The organism is Streptomyces sp. NPDC002671, from assembly GCF_053592475.1.
Genome location: NZ_JBSFVU010000066.1, coordinates 1 through 20,085, shown reverse-complemented (window position 1 = coordinate 20,085; position 20,085 = coordinate 1). Strand labels below are relative to the sequence as shown.

At 69.9% G+C, this 20,085-nt stretch carries 14 protein-coding genes and 1 pseudogene; 1 reads left to right on the top strand and 14 read right to left on the bottom strand.

What is annotated here, in order from left to right; all coding sequences use genetic code 11:
• Positions 1-513: 513 nt before the first annotated feature.
• From ACWD35_RS41740 to ACWD35_RS41680, 13 genes and pseudogenes are all read right to left on the bottom strand, one after another.
• Positions 514-2,289 (bottom strand): GAF domain-containing SpoIIE family protein phosphatase, encoded by a 1,776-nt coding sequence (locus tag ACWD35_RS41740; protein WP_451356581.1) that lies wholly within the window; start codon positions 2,287-2,289, stop codon positions 514-516.
• Between the two features lie 1,092 nt (positions 2,290-3,381).
• On the bottom strand, positions 3,382-5,073 hold the full coding sequence (locus ACWD35_RS41735; protein WP_451356580.1) for an ABC transporter family substrate-binding protein: 1,692 nt from the start codon (positions 5,071-5,073) through the stop codon (positions 3,382-3,384).
• 77 nt (positions 5,074-5,150) lie between these two features.
• Positions 5,151-7,256, bottom strand: coding sequence for a dipeptide ABC transporter ATP-binding protein (locus ACWD35_RS41730; RefSeq protein WP_451356579.1), 2,106 nt, complete (start codon positions 7,254-7,256; stop codon positions 5,151-5,153).
• On the bottom strand, positions 7,253-8,194 hold the full coding sequence (locus ACWD35_RS41725; RefSeq protein WP_451356578.1) for an ABC transporter permease: 942 nt from the start codon (positions 8,192-8,194) through the stop codon (positions 7,253-7,255). The genes ACWD35_RS41730 and ACWD35_RS41725 overlap by 4 nt, the downstream gene beginning before the upstream one ends.
• Before the next feature lies 1 nt (position 8,195).
• Positions 8,196-9,179, bottom strand: coding sequence for an ABC transporter permease (locus tag ACWD35_RS41720; protein WP_451356577.1), 984 nt, complete (start codon positions 9,177-9,179; stop codon positions 8,196-8,198).
• Between the two features lie 289 nt (positions 9,180-9,468).
• The gene (locus ACWD35_RS41715) at positions 9,469-9,597 is read right to left on the bottom strand and encodes a hypothetical protein (RefSeq protein WP_451356576.1); all 129 of its coding nucleotides are present in this window, start codon (positions 9,595-9,597) and stop codon (positions 9,469-9,471) included.
• A 170-nt stretch (positions 9,598-9,767) separates the two neighbouring features.
• Positions 9,768-9,989 (bottom strand): hypothetical protein, encoded by a 222-nt coding sequence (locus tag ACWD35_RS41710; protein ID WP_451356575.1) that lies wholly within the window; start codon positions 9,987-9,989, stop codon positions 9,768-9,770.
• 73 nt (positions 9,990-10,062) lie between these two features.
• Entirely contained in the window at positions 10,063-11,226 is a 1,164-nt protein-coding gene (locus ACWD35_RS41705; protein ID WP_451356574.1) for a substrate-binding domain-containing protein, read from the bottom strand.
• 121 nt (positions 11,227-11,347) lie between these two features.
• A complete protein-coding gene (locus tag ACWD35_RS41700; RefSeq protein WP_451356573.1) occupies positions 11,348-12,361 on the bottom strand; it encodes an ABC transporter permease in 1,014 nt (337 codons plus the stop codon).
• Positions 12,358-13,887, bottom strand: coding sequence for a sugar ABC transporter ATP-binding protein (locus tag ACWD35_RS41695; protein WP_451356572.1), 1,530 nt, complete (start codon positions 13,885-13,887; stop codon positions 12,358-12,360). The genes ACWD35_RS41700 and ACWD35_RS41695 overlap by 4 nt, the downstream gene beginning before the upstream one ends.
• 122 nt (positions 13,888-14,009) lie before the next feature.
• Positions 14,010-16,832 (bottom strand): SpoIIE family protein phosphatase, encoded by a 2,823-nt coding sequence (locus ACWD35_RS41690; RefSeq protein WP_451356571.1) that lies wholly within the window; start codon positions 16,830-16,832, stop codon positions 14,010-14,012.
• 127 nt (positions 16,833-16,959) lie between these two features.
• Positions 16,960-17,928, bottom strand: coding sequence for a cyclase family protein (locus tag ACWD35_RS41685; protein ID WP_451356570.1), 969 nt, complete (start codon positions 17,926-17,928; stop codon positions 16,960-16,962).
• 295 nt (positions 17,929-18,223) lie between these two features.
• A pseudogene (locus ACWD35_RS41680) lies at positions 18,224-18,414 on the bottom strand (NF041680 family putative transposase); the annotation flags it as partial.
• A 44-nt stretch (positions 18,415-18,458) separates the two neighbouring features.
• Between ACWD35_RS41680 and ACWD35_RS41675 the strand changes: the two are divergent.
• On the top strand, positions 18,459-19,061 hold the full coding sequence (locus ACWD35_RS41675) for a hypothetical protein (protein ID WP_451356569.1): 603 nt from the start codon (positions 18,459-18,461) through the stop codon (positions 19,059-19,061).
• 37 nt (positions 19,062-19,098) lie between these two features.
• Here the strand turns inward: ACWD35_RS41675 and ACWD35_RS41670 are convergent, their stop codons facing one another.
• Positions 19,099-20,070, bottom strand: a complete 972-nt coding sequence (locus ACWD35_RS41670; RefSeq protein ID WP_451356582.1) for an IS5 family transposase — start codon at positions 20,068-20,070, stop codon at positions 19,099-19,101.
• Positions 20,071-20,085 lie beyond the last annotated feature (15 nt).

Here is a 20,085-nt window from a genome sequence, read left to right as displayed (position 1 = left end):
GTGAACTGCAGACACTCCTCGCTCTCTGGGCAGGCGCCTGCCCCACCTGCCACCGCGACATACCCACCCCAATACGAACCTGACCAAGCCCTACTTGTGGCAGGCGACGTACTTGGCGACTTCGCGTTCCCCGGCAAGGCATGACAGGCACTTGGGGCGGCCAGAGGCAGCGAAGCGGCAGGGCCGGTGCTGCCCGCACGTCGCGCAGGTGGCAGGTCGGGATCTCGCGGCAGGCGTAGCCCCTGGGCAACGTTGACCCTGGTGATGTCCAGGCGGCGACCACGACTTCGTCGAGCGGGAGTTGGAACTCCACAGGCGTCTGCGCGACGACGGCGGTGAGCAGTAGCCGCCCGACGGTCACTCCGGCTCCCCGTTCTGGCTGGGCGGCCCGCCGGAACGCCGGCTGCCCGCTGCCCGCTGGCCGGAGGGTGACTGGATGGTGGAGATGGCGCGGCGGAATGGGCAACGGCATGGTCCGGATCCGCATCAACGCATCGGCATGACGGGGCCTCGTCAGCGCCCCGCGGCGGAGTCGTTGTAGCGGTCTGCCCGCGGTCCCCTCGAGGTGTGATGCGGGCCGTGGTCGGCGCCGTGTTCGGTGAGCAGAAGGGCGATGTCGTCGGCCCGGTGGGGGGAGCGGCGGGCATTGTGCAGGATCCGGTCGGCGAGTTCGTCCAGTGAGCCCGCACCAGCGTGGGCCAGCGACGCTCGCAGGCGGTCGATCCCCACGTCGATGTCGGTGCCGGGTTCCTCCACCAGCCCGTCGGTGTAGAGGGCGAGAACGGATCCCGGCGGGAGGGCGACACGGGTTGGGTTGTAGGCGCTCGAGTGATCCACGCCCAGGACTGGGCCGACATCCAGGTCGAGGGCGTCGGCCGTGCCGTTGGGGTGGCGGAGCAGAGGAGGAGGGTGGCCGGCGGTGACCACGTAGGCGTGCTGGCCGTGGGGCTCGAGGTGGAGGTAGCAGCAGCTGGCCAGCAGGTTGGAGTCGAGGTCGATCAGGGTTCGGTTGACGCCTGCCATCATGGCACCGGGCGTAAGGCCCGCAGCTGCGAAAGCCCGTACTGCACTGCGCAACTGGGCCATGGTGGCCGCGGCAGCGATGCTGTGCCCTTCCACGTCGCCGATGACGAGACGGGCTCCGCTGTCGGTGGGGATGACGTCGTACCAGTCGCCGCCGATGTCCATGCAGCTGGTAGCGGGCAGATAGCGTGCGACGGAGCGGATACCTGGGACTGGTGGCAGCCGGTGCGGCAGGAGCGCCTGCTGCAGGCCGTGCGCGACGGCGAACTCCGAGTCGTAGAGCCGTGCTCGTTCCAGGGCCTGGGCGATCAGCCCGGCGAGTGCGGTGAGGACGCTGCGGTCCTTCTCGGTGAAGTGATGGATCTCGTCGAAGCCGAGGACGCAGGTGCCGACCGGGCGGCCAGAGGCGATCAGCGGCAGATATGCCCAGGAGCTCACCTGGCCGACGGGGGTTCCCGGGTAGCCCCGGGCGAGGTCCTGCTGCGACTCGATGAAGAGCGGAGCACCGGACGTCAGGGTCTCCGTTCCCGGCAGGCGGGCGTGCAGCGCAACGCCCTCCAGCCAGTCGAGGAATCCTTCGTGGCGGCCGGTGTGATGGAGCAGGTGCATCGTTCCGCTGTGGACCACATAGATCGCGATCTGCTGGCCCCCGAAGGCCGGCAGGAGCTGGTCGGAGACGACCTCGCACACTTGGCGTGTGGTGACTGCTTCGGTCAGAGCACTGCTCAGCTGCAGCACGTGATACATGACACCCAAACGCGTCGGTGCAGCGCCGGGTAGTGCAGTGACCGGGGTGGCAGACACTGCCGCGGCCGATGGGGCACGGGTGGCGGGCACCACCCAGCCGGTCACCCCGTCCGCCCGCGGGTGGAGTGAGAAGGCGAGCCACTGGTCGGGCGGTCGGCTCGCCAGGAAGGACGACGGCGTCTGCGAGATCATCGCGGACCGGTGCCGGTATTCGACGCCGGGGTCGGACAGCCACGGCAACACGTCCCAGAGGAACCGGCCCAGTACCTCGTCGGAGGAAACACCCAGAAGTCGTAGGGCGCTGTGGTTGGCGTAGGTCACCCGCCCGTCCGGGGCGAGGGAGAACAGCCCGTCCCGCAGCCGTTCGACCGCTGCGACGGCCGCAGTGCCGGCCTGGGCATCCACTACCGCGCCGACCAGATGCGTACCGGGGCGCGGGTCGTCGGCTTCCGCTGCGCGGCCCCACAGCTCGACCGTGCGATAGCCTCCGCCGTCGCCGCTGTGATCTCGTACGCGCATCCGACACGCGGTGATCCGGCCCTCGCCTGTCGCCTCCAGAGCGCACGCCCGAAAAGCTGCTCGATCACCGGGGTGCAGGCATGCAGTAAGCGCCTCGACTCGTCCGTCGAAAGCATGGGGATCGAGACCGAAGATCGCGCAGAGCGCGTCGTCCACGCTGAAGGTGCCGGAGCTCAGGTTCCAGTGGAACAACCCAACCCGTACGGCTGCTGCCGAGGGAGCCGGCCTCTCCACGGGAACCGCCCTCAGGTCGCATTCCACGGGATCGCCGGTACGGTCACGGAATGCGGTCAGACAGTCACCCAGCCGGGCGGCGACGTTCCGCAGGTGGCGGCGCTGGGCCTTGGAGAGCCCTTCGCTGCCCGATGATGCACGCCATACGATTGCCAGCGACCCGAAGCGTTCCCCACGGGCGTGCACGGGCACCGAGCAGGAGCCGAAGGCATGCGGCAGAGCCACCGCGAGTTGCGGGTACTTCCGCATCGTCTCATCAGCGTTTGCCAGGTGGACCGTGCGCCCGGACTTGTATGCCACGGCGGCCGGGATGGGACTGTTCACCGCAATGAGGCGCCAGCCACCCAGTAGGGAAGGAGGCACCCCACACGTCGCAGCGAGCACGATCGACCGGCGGTCGCGGGAGCGGAGGAAGATGCTCCCTGCGTACGCGCTCGTTCCTTGGACGGCTTCGACGACGGCCTCAGCGAGCAAGTCCTCGAGCTCGGCCGCCTGGCCGACGGTCATCCCGCGCATGCATCCAGTGTGCGCAGGTCACGCCGCCGGCGGCCAAGGCGAAAACCAAGCGGAGCGCACTGGCCACAGAACGGCGTCACGTCTTCGAGGACAGTGGCAGACCCGCTCGACAATGGTGCCGAGGCTCTATCGATCATGGTGAGCATCGGTTCAAGTGAGCGGCCACGGTCGGATGATCTTCCGGTGTTTCGGGCGTGAGGGCAGGGCAACCTGCGTCGAGCCCCGCGAGGCATGGCGCCCTTCGCCTGCTCGCCTTCGTGACGAAACACGCATCGCCGTACCGTCGTGAAACCGGTACGGCGATGCGGGGACCCTTGTCGGGTTACGGTGTGCCCGCAAGGGCTACTTCTGCCAGCCGACGGTCTCCGGCAGGGGGGTGCCGAAGATGGTGGCGCCGACGTTGGCCAGGCCGTTCTTGACGCCGTAGATGGACGGGCCGCTGAACAGGGGCAGGTAGCCGTACTGCGCCAGTTCCTTGCGCTCGACGGCGTTGGCCTGTGCGATCTGCTTGTCAGGGTCGGCGATCGCGGAGACGGCGTGGATCTCCTTGTCGAGTTCGGGGGTGCCGATGCTCACGATGTTGGAGTCGCTGTCGGTGCAGTAGAACTGGCACAGGTAGCGAGCGCCGAACGGGTCCGTGGAGCGGTTGCCGACGAGGAAGATGTCGAAGCTGCGGTCGGTGAGGATCTTGGCGAAGTCGGCCTCGGTGGAGTTCTTCAGTGTGACCTGGATGCCGACGGGCTTGAGCATCGCCACGAGAGCGCCAGCGGTGGCCTTCTCCAGTGGGTCGCCGCTACGCAGGGTGTAGGTGACGGTGAGCTTCTTGCCGCCCTTCTCACGGATGCCGTCGTTGCCGGGCTTCCAGCCAGCGGCGTCCAGGATCTTCTTGGCAGCCTCCGGGTCATGTTTGATCACGGCGCCGACGTTGTCGGAGTAGCCCTTCTGGAAGCTGAAGAGCAGCAGGGAGCCGGGCAGGGGCTCGCTGTAGCCGCCCAGGCCCTGGAACTGGATCTTGGCGATCTGGGTCCGGTCGATGCTCTCCAGGAGAGCCTTGCGTACCTGGATGTCCTTCAGGTTGGGGGACTTGGCGTTGACGTAGAAGGAGTACGCGAACGGGCTGCCACCCTGGCGGATCCCGGTGCCCTTGATGCCGGTGAGCTGCTTCAGGCCCTCGGCGTCGCCGGTGGGGGCGTAGTCGATCTGGCCGTTCTTGAAGGCGTTGACCGCGGCGTTCGACTCCAGGTTGACGTAGACGCGCTTGTCGAGCTTGCCCTTCTTGCCCCACCACTTGGGGTTGCGTACGAAGGTCAGGTCGCCGGTCTTGGTGTCGAACTTTCCGACGGTGTAGGGGCCGGCGCCCCACTCGGGGTGGGCCTTCTTGACGTAGGCGTCGTTGAAGTTGGCGACGGTGGCGGCCTTGGGGTGCAGGAACGTGGTGAACAGGCTCGACCACCAGGGGGCGACGCCCTTGAAGTCGACGACGGCCTGCTTGTCGTCGGCGCCGCGGGTGACCGAGGTGATGTGGCTGTAGCCCTCGGTGTTGCTTGCGTTGTAGCTCTTGTTCGTGCCGTTGTCGGCCTGCCAGGTCGCCTTGACGGCCCTCCAGTCGATCGGGGTGCCGTCGTTGTAGGTGGCCTTGGGGTTGAGGGTGAGGACCACCCGCTGGTTGCCGCCGGTGACGCTGACCTTGACTTTGCTGAGGTAGTCGGGGTTGTACTGCGTCTCACCGGTGGGGGAGTAGGTGATGACGTCCGGGTTGTACCAGAACCAGACGCGTGTGGCGGTGAGCGTGGCGTTGGCGTTGAACGGGTTGCCCTGGTCGTCGAAGCTGCCGGTGGTGGTGTAGGTGCCGCCGTCCTTGATGTCGTCGTAGGGCCGGGGGTTGTAGTCGACCTTCGCCGAAGCCGCGGCGGGGGTCGTGCTCTTCCCGGATGCCTTGCCGGCGTCCGGGGAACCGGAGGGGCCGCAGGCCGTGACGGCGAGGGCGAGGGCCGCGGTAAGGGCGGCCGCGGGGACGGCGATTCTCGGTCGCATGGGGGAGTGGGTCCTCATTCCTTCAACTGGTTCCGCGACACCATCGGGGTGCGGCGTCGACGTGTTCGGGCTCGCGGTCAGCGGGCGTGGCAGGCGTGGCGGTGGCCGGAGCCGGATGCCGCCGGGCCCAGGACGGGCCGTTCGGTGCGGCACCGCTCCTGCAAACCGTGGTCGAGCAGCCGGTACAGCGGACAGCGGTCGACGAAGACGCAGCCCTGCGGCAGATGTGACGCGTTCGGCTGCTCGCCTTCCAGCACGATCCGCTCACGGGATCGCTCGCGCTGCGGGTCCGGCACCGGGATCGCCGAGAGCAGGGCCTTGGTGTACGGGTGCTTCGGGTCTTCGAAGAGTGCTTCGGTGCTGCCGGTCTCGACGATGTGCCCGAGGTACATGACCGCGATGCGGTCGGAGAAATGCCGCATCACGGCGAGGTCGTGCGCGACGACCAGATACGCCAGGCCCAGTTCGCGCTTGAGCCTGGCGAGCAGGTTGACGACGCCCGCCTGCACGGACACGTCCAGGGCCGAGACCGGCTCGTCCAAGACCACGATCCGCGGTTCGGTCGCCAGGGCGCGGGCGATGGCGACGCGCTGGCGCTGGCCACCGGACAGGGCCGCCGGGAAGCGGTCCGCGACCGACGCGTCCAGGCCGACCATGCCCAGGAGTTCGGCCACCCGGGCCCGGATCGTCGCCCGGCTGCCGCCGACGGCTTGCAGCGGTTCGGCGAGCAGTTGGAAGACCGGGAGCCGCGGATCGAGGGAGCCCATCGGATCCTGCATGACGATCTGCACCGCGCGGCGTAGTTCACGCACCCGCTCGGCGGAGTCGAGGTCGGCGACGTCCGTGCCCGCGACCTCGATCCGGCCGCGCTCCGGCGGCCTGAGCCGCAGGATCTCCAGCAGCGTGGTGGTCTTGCCGCTGCCGGACTCGCCCACCAGGCCCAGGGTCTCGCCGGCCCGCAGCTCGAAGCCGACGTCGCTGACCGCGTGCAGCGTGCCGACGCGGCGCTTGAGGAATGCTCCCTTGGTGACCGGGAACGTCTTGGCCAGGCCGGACACCCGCAGCACCACTTCCCCCGAGGCGCCGGTGCCGTTCGTGCCCTCCTCGGCGGCCTCGACGTCCTCGGGGGCCGGGAAGAGTGAATCCGCCGCCAGCCGGCCGTCGGCGATCTCGTCGGCACGCAGGCAGGCGACCTGCCCGTGCCCGGCGACCGGTATCGGCGCGGGTTCCTGCGTGCGGCAGCGGTCGAGTGCGGCGGGGCACCGGTCTGCGAAGGGGCACCCCGCCCGGAGCCCCACCAGCGACGGAGGCTCGCCGCCGATCGGCACCAACGGCCGGTCCGCCCGGGCGTCCGGGCGGGGCACCGCGCCCAGCAGCCCGATCGTGTAAGGCATGGTGGGCCGCCGGAACAGCTCGTCGGCGCCGGCCTGTTCCACGATCCGTCCGGCGTACATCACGGCGACGTCGTCGGCGTACCCGGCGACGACACCAAGGTCATGGGTGATCAGTACGACCCCCGCACCGGTCTCGGCCTGCGCGGTCCGCAGCAAGTCCAGGATCTGGGCCTGCACGGTCACGTCGAGGGCGGTGGTGGGCTCGTCGGCCACGATCACCGACGGCGCGTTCGCGATAGCGAGGGCGATCACGACGCGCTGGCGCATCCCCCCGGAGAACTCGTGCGGGAACGACCGCGCCCTGCGCTGCGGTTCGGGGATGCCGACCAGATCCAGCAGCTCGACCGCGCGGTTCCACGCGGCCTGCTTCGTCAGGTCCTGGTGCACGCGCAGCGCGTCGGACAGCAGACGGCCGACGGAGAAGATCGGGGTCAGCGCGGACAGCGGGTCCTGGAAGACCATGCCGATGTCCTTGCCGCGCGCCTGGGACAGCTGCCTGTCGTTCAGCCCGACCAGGTCACGGCCGCCCAGCAGCACCTCGCCCGAGACCCGGGCGGTCGGCGGCAGCAGTCCCATGACGCCCATCGCGGTCGCGGACTTGCCCGACCCCGACTCGCCGACGATGCCGAGCGTCCGGCCGGGCAGCACTTCGAAGTTCACTCCGCGCACCGCCTCGACCGGTCCCGCCTCGGAGGGGAACGAGATCCGCAGGTCCCGGACCGACAGCACCGGGGTCTGTGCGGCGTCGTGCGACGGCGATTCGGGGGCCGTTGTGAGGGCGTGCCTCATCGCGTGCCTCCCGAGGCCGAGGCCGAGGCCGAGATCGAGGTGGGGTCGAGGGCGTCGCGCAGCCCGTCGCCGACGAGTGTCATCGACACCGTGAGCAGCACCACCAGACCGGCGGGGAACGCGAACAGCCACGGGGCGCTGGTGATGGTGCCGGATCCGTCGGCGAGCATGGTGCCCAGCGACACGTCGGGGGCTTGGACCCCGAAACCGAGGAACGACAGGGCGGTCTCACTGAGCACGGTGGTGACGACGCCGAGGGTCAGGTTGACCACCAGCAGGGAACCCAGGTTGGGGATGATGTGCCGCACCACGATCCGCCATGGCCGTACCCCCATGAACTCGGCGGCCAGCACGTAGTCGCGTTCACGCAGCGAAGTGGACATTGACCAGATGACCCGGGCGGTCGACATCCAGCCGAAGAGGGTGAGCACGAGGATCAGCACCCGCCAGTCGCCCGCGAGGTGGTGCGAGACCAGGGCGAGGATCAGGAACGAAGGAACCACCAGCAGGAAGTGGATGACCGCCAGCGTCACCTTCTCCACCCTCCCGCCGAGGTATGCGGCCCCCGAGCCGATCACCGCGGCCACCACGGTCGTCAGCACCGACACACTGACCGCGATCACCAGCGAACGCTGCAGGCCGTGCACCGACTCGGCGAAGACGTCGTTGCCGCCCTGGTTGGTGCCGAAGTAGTGGGCCGCGCTCGGCGGCTGGGTGAGCGCGGTGAAGTCGGCGTCGGTGTACGCGAAGTGCGTGAACAGAGCGCCGACCACGCTGAACAGCACCAGGAGCACGAAGAGCGCCACTCCGAGCAGGGCCCCGCGGTTGCGTGCGAACCGCCGCAGGTACAGCCGGCCGCTGCCGAGACGGGGAGCCGGGTCGCCGTCGGCGGTGTCCGGGTAGGGCAGCTCGGGCGGGGATGTCACGGTCGCTGCCATGTCAGCTCACCCGCACCCGTGGGTCGAGGAGGACGACGGTGATGTCGGCCAGGATCGCGCCGATCGCGGTCATGGCCGCGCCGAACGCCGCCACCGCGACGGCGCCGTGCACGTCGTTCTTGCTGATGGTTTGGATGAAGTACTGGCCCATGCCGTTCCAGCCGAAGATGGTCTCGGTGATCACCGCGCCGGTGAAGATGGCGGGGATGCCGAACGCGACCGACGTGGCTGTCGGGATCAGCGAGGTGCGCAGCGCATGGCGGCGGATCGCCTGGGCGCGGGTCAGTCCGGTAGCTCGCGCGGTTCGCACGAAGTCCGAGTTGATGGCGTCCAGCAGCAGCGTGCGCTGGGTCAGGTGATAGCCGACGTAGCCCAGCAGGGTCAGGCTCAGCGTCGGCAGGATCAGATGCTGCACCCGGTCGATCACCGTCGGCAACAGCCCTTCGACGGTCGGAGACTTCTCCCCTGCAACATACAGAAAGCGCAGTCCGAGGCTCTGGTTGAGCCAGACCCCGGCGAAGACGACCGCCAACGCGGCGACCGCGGTGGGGATGTTGAGCAAGAACACCGACACCAGCTGCGTGATCCGGTCCCACCAGCCGTACTGCCGGGACGCGGTGGACACGCTGAGCGCGACACCGGCCACCACGGACAAGAGCGTGGCCATGGTGACCAGCTGGCCGCTGACCAGCACCCGGAAACCGATCTCGGAGTTCACCGACGTCCCGACCGGGGACTTCCCCCAGTCGAAGTGCCAGACCACGTTGCTGAACCAGTGCCACCACCGGTCCACCAGCGGCACCCGCGGGTCCAGGTTGTACGGCGCCAGGGCCCGGTCGATCTCCGCCTCGGTGCGGACCGGGCGTGTGCCCTTGTAGTTCGACCTCGGGTCGAGGAACCAGGCGGCCAGTACGTACGTGACATTCGTGGCGACCACGATCATGGCCAGCCAACCTGCTGCCTTGCGTATCACATGGCGGAGCATGGACCCGCCTTCCCGGGCGCCGGTAGGGCGGTCGTGGTGTGGGGCGCGGCGGTCTGGGCCGTGTGGAGGGCCGGCGGAGGTGTGCCGGTTCTGGACATGATCGTCATGGCTTTCTGACGGGTGGATGGAAGCACGCGACCGGTCCGGCGACGCTGTGCTCGTGTTGAGGTGCCCGGCCCGATTCCTCTGAGTCGGAGGAGAACGGGCCTGACGAGGAGTGATTCTGGGTCCGTGATCACTTCCACTGCCAGTCTTCGAAGGCTCCTGCCATGTGATCGCAATGCGCGCGTCACAACTGCCCGTTGGCGCCGGGAAGGCCTCGGCCGGGCGGCCATCTCGGGCGCTGCGTGCGGCTGGCGATCGCGACGGTGGCGCCTGCCGTCTGCGCGTGGGAGAGCACCGCCGGTATCGCGCTCATGGACAAGGGCCTCCCCGCCGACGCGGGAGGTGATCCGGCCGCCCTCGCTTTCGTGGCACGTCAGCGTGCTGAGTCGTGCTGACGGCTTTCCGATGAGTTCGGCGAAGCGCTCCCGCCCCCGCGTGCGCGGTGCGATGAGGCAGGAACATTGCGATTGCGGGGCGGAGGTCTCACGCCGAGGCGGTGTCCGACTCCGCCGGCTGGGAGGCCGCAGGACGGGCGGTCGGCGCGCTCCCGGGCCGGCGCGGGGTGCGGAGCACGGCCGCGGCGGCCACCACGGCCGCCAGTACGAAGCAGGGGCGGCGACAGCCCTTGACCGTCAGGGCTGGCTCGCCCCACGGTCCCGCCGGAGGCGCGCTGGAGGCGTGAGCAGCGCGCCGATCGTCGTACACAGACACTCCCGCACAGGCGGCCGGCGAGTCACCGGTGCACATCCACGGCCAGGAGCAGTGGGTGGACTCCCTGTCACCTGCCCCAGATCTTCCGGTACGCGTCTCGGTAGCCTGAGGGGTCCCAGGCCGTGGCCCCTTCGCTGTTGGCCGCTGTGGAGACGTGGACGGGCGCGACGTAACCGCTGGCCGGACGGCTGGAGAAGGCGCGGTTGAACTCGTCGACGATCTGCCAGCCCTGCAGCGACAGCGGCTCGGGGACGGTGGCCGCCTGGTACTGCTTGCCGTTGATGCGCTGGAAGGCGGACGGGTCGCCGTCGCCGGCGCCGATGTTGAAGGGCGGGCCGGAGCCCTTCTTCCTGGCCGCGCGGAAGGCGGGGGCTGCGTCGGCGAAGTACAGGTCGTTGATCGCGACGGAGTAGGTCCACCGGTTCCCGAAGCGGGAGAGCAGGGACGAGACCTCCCTGGGGGTGCGGCTGCTCGCGTCCGGGATCGGGATGTTCTCGTAGGCCAGCAGCCGCACGCCCGAACAGGCGGCCAGCCCCTTCCTGATCAGCTCGGACTTGTGCTTGGCGAAGGGGATCGAGGCGTCGGTGAAAAGGACCACCCCGGCGTTGCCGTGGGAGCGCGCGATGACCCACTGAGCGCTGATTGCCGCCACGTCGTCGACATTGGTGGTGACGTTGGTGAAGAGCCTGGGTTTCGCGCTGGGGCCGGGGGAAGAGACCGCATGCCAGCCGATGAGCGCGATGCGCGCCGCATTGGCCCGCGCGACCTGCTGCGAGGTCGAGTTGGGGTCGAAGCCGCCGATGACGATGCCTGAAGGCCTGAGGGCCACGGCTTCGCTCAGTGCCGCCTGGATGCCGGCGGGAGTGCCCTCGCCGTCGATCACCCGGACGTTCCAGCCGATGACCCTCGCGGCCTCCCGTACGCCCTTCACGGCGCCTGCGACTCCGGGGTTGGTCATGGTCTGCGCGACGTAGACGATCGTCTTGCCGGGCACCGCTGCGGGGCCACTGGACGGCCCGTTCCAGGGGACGTCGGTGTTCTCCGCCTGGAGGACGGCGGCCTGAGCCCCGGCCTGGGCTGAGGGACAGCCGCTCGGGGCCGCGGTGGAGACCCCGGCGCGGTTCGACGAGCCGCGTTCACAGCTGGCGAGGGCAGTTGTCGCCGCCAGCAGGGCGATGGAGACGGATCGCGCCTTGACGACACCGGGGACGGCCTTGCGGGTGCGGTGCACGGGGGTTCCTCGCGGAGGGATGAGAAGGCGGACACGGCCGGACGGGGACGCAGGTGGGGCCCGTGGCGTGGGTCAAGGGCTGGTGTCCGCCGTGCCACCGTCCCGCGCCGAGGACGGCGGCTCAAGGGGGTACGGCGGGCGCGTCGCGGGCCGGGCCGGCCCCGGTGCGCAGGCGGCGGGCGGAGTAGCCGGCCAGGCCGACGGCGAGCAGGAGGGTGCCGCCGTAGAACAGGGGGATCGTCCAGAAGTCGGCACCCATCTGGCCGATGCCGGTGAGGCCGACGGCGAGTACGGCGACGGCGACGAGCGTGCCCAGGGCGTTGGGGCGGCCGGGTGTGATCGCGGTGGAGCCGAGGAGGGCGCCGACGAAGGCGGGCAGCAGATAGTCGAGGCCGACGCTGGGATTGCCGATCTGCTGCTGGGCCGCGAGCAGCACGCCGGCGAAGCCGACGATCAGTCCCGACCCGGTGAACGCGTAGACGGTGTACTTGCGGGTCGGGATGCCGACGAGGTCGGCGGCGCGCGGGTTCGAGCCGACGACGTAGAGGTACCGGCCGAGCGGCAGCCGCTCCAGTACCAGCCAGAGAGCGACGGCGAGGGCGAGCACGTAGAAGGCGGGAACCGGTAGGCCGAGGAACCTGGAGTCGTACAGGTCGGTGAAGGCGGCGGGGAGACCTTGCGGGCCGGGGACGATCCGGGCGCCGCCGGTGACCCAGCCGGTCACGGCGTACAGCATGCTGCCGGTCCCGAGGGTGGCGATGAAGGAGTCGATCCGGCCGAACTCGACGACGACACCGTTGAGGGCGCCCACCACCGCCCCTCCGATGATCACCACGAGGCAGGCCCACAGCCATGGCCACCCCTCGTTGACGATGAGCTGCATCACCATGACGTGCGCCAGGCCGAGGCCGTAGCCGATGGAGAGGTCGAACGCGCCGGTCACGATGGGGACCGTGGCGGCGAGCGCGAGAACGGCCGGGATCGACTGGTTGGACAGGATCGAGTCGACGGTGTCCCGCGTGGGAAACGTCCGCGGCAGGGTGAGCGAGAAGATCAGGAAGAGCAGGGCGGTGAGGGCCAGCAGACCGTAGGCGCTGATGAGGTGTCCTCGCGGGCCCTGTCGGTGCGGCCTCATGAGTTCGTCGCGGTTCCGGAGGGGGGCATGGCCGAGGCCGCCCGGGTGAGCCCGGCGACCGTGAGGGCCGGACCGCTCAGCTCGGCCGTCACGGCACCGCGGACGAACACCAGGGCGCGTCGGCACACGCCCGCGACCTCCTCGAAGTCCGTGGAGATGAGCAGCACCGCGAGGCCGGCGGCCAGTGCCTCGTCGAGCAGGCGGTGGACGGCGGCCTTGGCTCCGACGTCCACGCTCGCGGTCGGCTCCTCCAGGATCAGCAGGCGCAGCCTCACCCGGAGCCACCGGCCGATCACGACCTTCTGCTGATTTCCGCCGGACAGCGTGGCGATGGGGGCCTCGCTGTCGCGGGGACGCACCGAGAATCGTTCGATCAGGCCGGCTGCCTCGGCGCGTTCACGGCGGGGGGCGAGCCAGCGCGGCGTCGGCAGGACGCCGGCGCCCGGGTTGGCCAGGAGGTTTTCCCGTACGGTCAGCTCGGCGGCGCAGCCCTCCTGCTGTCTGTCGCCGGGCACGAAGCCGACACCGAGGCGGACGGCGTCGGCGACCGTGCGAGGGCAGTACGGACGGCCGCCGAGGAGTACCCGGCCGTCGAGGAGGGGTCGCGTGCCGGCGAGGGCTCGGCCCAGGTCCATGTGCCCGGCGCCCGAGAGGCCGACCAGGCCCAGGACCTCTCCGGCCCTGAGTTCCAGGTCGACCGGTCCCGCGCCGGCGGTCCGTACCCCGTCGAGGGTCAGGACGGCAGGGCCGTCGGCGGGGACGGTGGCGGGCCGGTAGCGGGTCAATTCCTTGCCGACGATGTCATGCACCAGACGGGCGGGGCTGTGGCCCGCAAGGGTGCCGTGGCTGACGAGGCGGCCGTCGCGCAGGACGGCGAAGGCGTCGGCGACCTCGTACACCTCGTCCAGGCGGTGGCTGACGTAGAGGATGCCGTGCCCCTGGTCGCGCAGGGCGTGCAGGACGCGGAAGAGCCGGGCGCAGTCCGCGGCGGGCAGGCGGGCGGTCGGCTCGTCGAGGACGATGAGTTTCGCCTGGGCGGACAGAGCTCGGGCGATGGCGACCAGCGAGCGCTCGGCGGGGGAGAGGCGGGCGATCGGCACGGCGGGGTCGAGGTGCCCGGCGACGATCCGCAGGGCGTCGGTGCATCGCTCCCGGGTGCGCCGCCAGGAGATCAGTCCGGCGCGGCGGGGATATCCGGCGCTCAGGGCGATGTTCTCGGCGACCGTCATCCACTCCACCAGACCGAGGTCCTGGTGGATGAAGGACATGGCGCGGGAGGCGGCATGACTGCCGAGCGGGTGCCCGTCCACCGTGACCTGTCCCGCGTCGGCGCGGTGGACGCCGGCGAGCACCTTGATGAGCGTGGACTTTCCGGCTCCGTTGGGGCCGAGCAGGGCGAGGACGCTGCCCGCGTGGACGTCGAGATCGACCCCGTCCAGCGCGCGGGTCCCGCCGAACCGCTTGGCGAGCCCGCGGATGCGGACCAGGGGTTCCGCAGAGGTGTCGGGAGGGTCGTGCACGGACATCTCCGAGGGTCGGCCGGGCGAGTTCTTCCCGACTTTCGCCAGTGATCCTAGTGGGCTGAATCATGGCATACCCGATATTCGGTGCCTTCTGTGACACCAGCGGGTCAGCGGCGCCATCGGTCTCAGGCACCGTCGAGGCCGCATTCGGCCCAGATGACCTTGCCCTGAGGCAGGTAGCGCGTACCCCAGCTCTGTGCCAGCTGAGCGACGAGGAACAGGCCCCGGCCACCCTCGTCGGTGCTGGCCGCCCGGCGCAGGTGGGGGGCGGTGTTGCTGGTGTCGGAGACCTCGCAGATCAGAGTGCGGTCGTGGAGCAGTCGTACGCGGATGGGGCCGGAACCGTGGCGGATGGCGTTCGTGACCAGCTCGCTGAGCATCAGCTCCGCGGCGAACCCGGCCTCGTCGAGCCCCCAATCGGCCAGCTGCCGCATGGCGGAGGCGCGGACTTCGCTGACCAGGGCCGGGTCGGCGGGCAGGTCCCAGGTGGCGATCCGGTCGGAGCCCAGGGCATGGGTGCGGGCGACGAGCAGGGCGATGTCGTCGCGGGGATGGGCGGGCGCCACGGTGTTCAGGATCACCTGACAGATCTCCTCGGGCGTGCGCTCCGGGTGGGCCAGGGCCCCGCGCAGCTGCTCGAGGACCCCGTCGACGTCGCGATACCGGTCCTCGATGAGTCCGTCGGTGTAGAGGACCAACTGGCTGCCCTCGGGGAGGTCGATCTCGGCGGCTTCGAAGGGCAGGCCCCCGAGGCCGAGAGGAGGCCCGGCGGGCAGCTCGGGGAACGACACCGTGCCGTCGGGGAGGGCCAGCGCGGGGGGAGGATGCCCTGCGCGGGCCATGGTGCACTGCTGCGTGGTCGGATCGTAGATGGCGTACAGGCAGGTCGCGCCGATGATGCCCGCTTCGCCGGCGGCGGGGTCCTCCCGGTCCAGGCGTCCCACCAGGTTGTCGAGGTGGGTGAGGACTTCGTCCGGGGGGAAGTCGAGTTCGGCGAAGCTGCGCGCGGCGGTGCGCAGCCGGCCCATGGTGGCGGCGGAGAGCATGCCGTGGCCGACGACGTCCCCGACCATGAGGCCGATACGGGTGCCGGAGAGGGGGATGACGTCGTACCAGTCCCCGCCCACGTCGGATTCGGCGGGTAGATAGCGATGGGCGACCTCGACGGCGTCCTGGTCGGGCAGCCCGTGCGGGAGCAGGCTGCGCTGCAGGGCCAGGACCATGGTGCGTTCGCGTGTGTAGCACCGGGCGTTGTCGATGGACAGTGCGGCACGGGTGGCCAGCTCTTGGGCCAGCGAACGGTCGTCGTCGCCGAAGGGGGCGGGGTCCTGCCCGCGGTAGAAGGCGGCGACGCCCAGCACGACACCGCGAGCCACCAGCGGGACCGCGATGAGGGAGTGGACGCGGGTCAGCAGCTCCTCGGTGTGCTCGGGGTCGTGGGTGAGCCAGCCCGCGGCGACGTTCAGGTCCGGTTCCAGCACCGCCTTCCTGCTGGTCAGACAGCGCAGCTGCGGCGTGGTCGGGCCGTAGTCGACCTGCTTGCCGACCGGATGGAAGGGGCAGTCGTCGCGGATCCCGTGGGCCACCGTACGGCGCAGGTCGTTGTGCGGGTCGGCGGACTCCTCTCCGCGCAGTACGGCCTCTGGCAGGTCGATCGTGACGTAGTCGGCGAGTTGCGGCACCGCCGTCTCCGCCAGTTCCTGAGCGGTGCGGCGCACGTCCAGGGTGGTGCCTATGCGCGTACTGGCCTCGGACAGCAGCTCCAGACGGCGTCGTGCGGCGAGGGCGTACCGTCCCACCTGCGGCTCCCCCACGAGCAGCAGCCCTCTCGCCGGGAGCCGGGAGCCATGGTGATCGTCCCCCGCTCCGGCGGCTGTGCCACCCTTGCCGCCCGTGGCGACCTGGCCGGGTGCGGCGACTGCGATGGCCCCGGACGGCAGGACGATACGGGAGGCGGCAGACTCAGCCGGCAAGCCCGGCAACTCGTCGACCTGCCGCGGGGCGATGAAGGGCTCGCGTGGTGCGGGGCCGGGCAGTACGGCCTCGATGGCCAGGCCCTTCACTCCGGTGGCACTCGTCATCGGACGGCTCAGCAGCGTGACGCGCCGGCCGTCGGACAGGGGGACGTGGACAGCGGCCCGCTGCGCGCAGGAGATCAACTCGGTGGCTCTCTCCATGAGGATCGCACGGTCACGGGGGTGCTGTGCGAGGGCCAGCTCGTCCAACCCCATGCTGTGGTGAAGGCCGACGGCGGCTTCGGCCTCGGTGTCCAGGTACGCGCGCAGCAGCCCGCGCTCGCGTGCGGAACTCTGCCCCAGCAGCCGCCGTTCGATGGCCTGTGCCGCCTTGCGTATCACGGTGGCCAGCGCGGGGTCGTCGAAGCTGCGTGGATAGCCGAAGCACAGGACACCCTCGATACGGCCGCTGAGAGGGTCGCGGACCGGGAGCGCGCGGCAGGCACTTCCCTGGGAGCGCTCGGCGAAGTGCTCGGCGCCGTAGACCTGTATGAGTTGCCGCTCGGCCAGCGCGAGACCGATGCCGTTGGTGCCGGCCACCTGCTCGGCGAACACGAATCCCGGCACGCGCTGGATCGCCGGGAGGCTTCTGGCCAGGGACGCCTCTCCGAAACGGCGCAGAAGGACCGTTCCGCTCGCATCGGCGACGGAGATGTTCATGCTGCTGCCGGCGAACCGGGACTGCAGTCGGTCGAGTACCGGCACGGCCGCGTGGACGATTCGGGCGTCCGGATCGAAGTCCTCCCGGAAGGGGAGGTCGGACTGGTCGGGCGAGAGCCCCAGGGACCGGCAGCGCTGCCACGAGTTCGAGATGGACGTACGCACGCCCGCTTCGACCGGCTCACCCTCCAGGAACCGCTCACGCGAACGGACGGGCCCTCTGCCGCCTCTCGCACGCCCCGCAGGCGTCGGTGCCCCGCCGGACCGAACCACGCTTCGCCTCACCCACGCTCACGAAAGTCCGCTTTTCCGTAAAAATCTGACATATATGAGAATACGAACATTGTGGGTGTCCGTCACGGTCACGAAGTTTCTTCACGCACATGACCGGCCGGGGTTGTCACAGGACCGCCACCGGGTTGACGGGCGAGCCTGTACCACCCGGGATGTTCAGTGGCGCCACGACCAGCAGGAACTCATACCGCCCGGCCTCCGCGGTCGCGGCGGAGAGGGCTTCCAGATCGAGGTTGTCCAGCAGCGGAACCCCCATCGCGGCCACGGCCAGGGCGTGCACCGGCGAGTGCACGCCCTCCACGGGCGAGGGCCGCACATCACTGTCGCCGTCACCGCCGAGCAGCACGACGCCGCGCTCGGCCAGCAGCGGTACGGCGTCCACGTGCAAACCCGCGCTCGCCGTGTCGGGGTCCCAGGCGCCGAGCTCCGCGCGGCGGCGGCCGTGCCCGGAGCGCAGCAGCACGGCGTCACCCTCGGCGATCGTCACGTCCAGGACCCTCTCCGCGGCTGCGACGTCCTTGGCGTGCACGGCTTGTCCCGGCTCCAGCCAGCGGATCCCGAGGACGGCGGGAAGGTCGAGCAGCACCCCCCTCGTGACGAGGGGCCCGAGCGTCGACACCGCTCCGAAGCGGGCGCCCGCGGTGTCGACGACGTCGCCGGCCGTCCGGCCGTCGTAGAGCTGCCCCTGGTAGGCGATGTGGCACAGGGCGTCGAGATGCGTGACGGCCTTTCCGTGGTAGTCGGCGGCGATGAAGTCCTTGTGGGTGGTGGGTTCCGGGCTCTCCACGTCACCTAGATCGGTCATGTGGTGCAGGGCGGGCTTGCGGTTGTCGGGGCCGGGCCGGGTGTTCCAGGGCAGCGCCAACGGGACGACCGTCCCGGACCGCACCACGGCCGTGGCCCGCCGCACATGGTCCGCGGTCACACGGTTCCAGGCACCGCGGTCGGCCGGGGCCCAGCGACCCCATGCGCGGACCGCCTCGAAGAGCGCGTCGAACGCCTTACGGGAGACGGCAGGCCCATTGCCGGTACCGGCCGGCCGGGGACAGGGGGCATCGGCGGAGTTCGAGGTCATCTTTACTCACCGCTCTCCGGGCGTGACGCGCAGGAGTGTGGTCCTCGTGATCAACTCCAGCTTTGCACAGCGACCGGGCTCGCTCAGCCCGGGAACTCGGGTCCGGCCGCCGAGCGTCCTTCCCGCCGAGCAGGCGGACTCCGTGGAGTGGCCGGACTGCACTGGAGAGCACGCGCAAGGTCGACGCCATCAGGAGTTGGCGGGATCCGGCGGCGGTGGCCGGGAAGTCCTGACTTGATCTTTAACCCTTGCGGCGGGGCCGTGAGATGGTCGGTTTCTTCGGACGCCTCTTCGTCTACTGCGTCTTGTGGGGTGTGTGGACGTCGTGTCGTGGGGTGGGCCGGGTGTTCTTTCGGCCTGGTGGTCGTCCGGGGCCGGGTTGGGAGGGTTTCGGTGCCTGGGCCGGGCAGGCTGTCGTGGGGCGGATGTGCCGAAAGCCGCGGCGAACGCGGGCGGGGTGAGTCTGTCTGGAGGCAGCGACTTCTCCAGTTAGGCTGACGGCCGGGCCTGTTCGAATTGAGGCGTCGTAGATGAGAGTTGCTCAGCCGTTGCCGGTTCAGGGGATACACACGGGCCCCTTCCCGATCGGGGCTGCCGTAGGCATGCTCGTGGTCGGCGGGGTGGTCGCCGCCTCTGCCGCGCTCTCGGCCAGGGGATCCGAGCCGAAGAGCGATGGCAAGTCCCTGAGGAGCTGGCTGCTCGGACTCGGCACGACGTTGTGCGTGCTGGGCGGACTCGGTTTGTTTGACCACTACTTCGAGAGCCGGCGGACGAGCGACGGACTGCACGCCGCCGGTCGTCAGATCATCGACGACGCGGTGGAGGAGGCCCGGGCCCGGGACTGTGACCCTTCTTCCCCTGAACCCACCTTCGCCTATCCGAGCGGATCGGTGCCCGACGGGGCTGTCACGTACGTCCCGTCGCCGTGCAGCACATCCCCGCGTGACGTACTGCTGTCGCACTCGACGACATTGACCGACCAGATCGGGTACAAGGCGGAGGAGGGAGCTTCCTTCTCCACGAACGGGCACGTGACGGTGACCGACGAGGACAGCGACAAACAAGTCTGCGCCACCGTTCCGGACACGGCGAACGGCAGCGGCTCTGTCACCGACGGCCCATGCCGGGATTAGGTGAGCGTTTGGTTCTTGCTTGTCTATTTTATTTGGCTTAGCTGTCGCGCCAGTTGGTGGTGGCTTCGTGGGTGAGGCGGCGGGTCATGAGGTTGATGGCGGCCAGTTGGATCACGGCGGTTGATCGGTGGGGGTGGGTTTCGTAGTCGCGGGCCAGGCGGCGGTGGTCCATGTGCCAGCCGAGGGTGCGTTCGATGACCCAGCGGCGGGGCTGGACGTGGAAGCCGCGGGTGGCGGGGTCGCGTTGGACGATTTCGAGGTCGATGCCGAGGTGGGCGGCTGCTTCCACGGCTTTGGTCTTGTAGCCGTTGTCGGCCCAGGCTTTGGTGATGGTGGGTTGGTGCTCGCGGACTTGGGTCAGGAGTTGGGTGCCGGCGGCGGAGTCGTGGACGCTGGCGGCGGTGACGGCGGCGGCCAGCAGGAGGCCGAGTGTGTCGGTGACGATGTGCCGCTTGCGTCCGATGATTTTCTTGGCCGGGTCGATGCCTTGGCTGGTCAGGTGGACGGTGGCGGAGGTTTTGATGCTCTGACTGTCGATCAGGCAGGCGCTGGGCTCGCTCGAGCGGCCTTCGGCCTGGCGGACTTTGCCGCGTAAGAGGCCGGTGAGCTGGTCGAAGATGCCGTTGGCTTCCCAGAGGGCGAAAAGGGCGACGAAGCGCGAGTACATGCGCTTGAAGCCGCTGCGGCCTTGGCCCGGCCGGGAACCCTCGCGCCAGGACACCGGCCGGGCCGCCTGCCGGCCGGCCTGGATGACCAGTTCCTTCACCGTCGTCGGCTTGTCCGGATACCTCGCCACCGGTGGACGTCCGATGCCCTGGCAGGGCGGGGTGACCGGCTGCGCGTGTGCGGGATGGACGGTGAGCCGGGAGGAGATACCGACGGCGTAGGCCAGTTTCCGTTGCTCCAGCCCCAGGCGGAAGGCGGTGGCGTCGCCGTATCCGGCGTCCGCGACGACCAGGGGGACGTCGATGCCCCGGCTGCGGGACTCGTCGATCATGTCCAGGGCCAGCTGCCACTTCTCGAC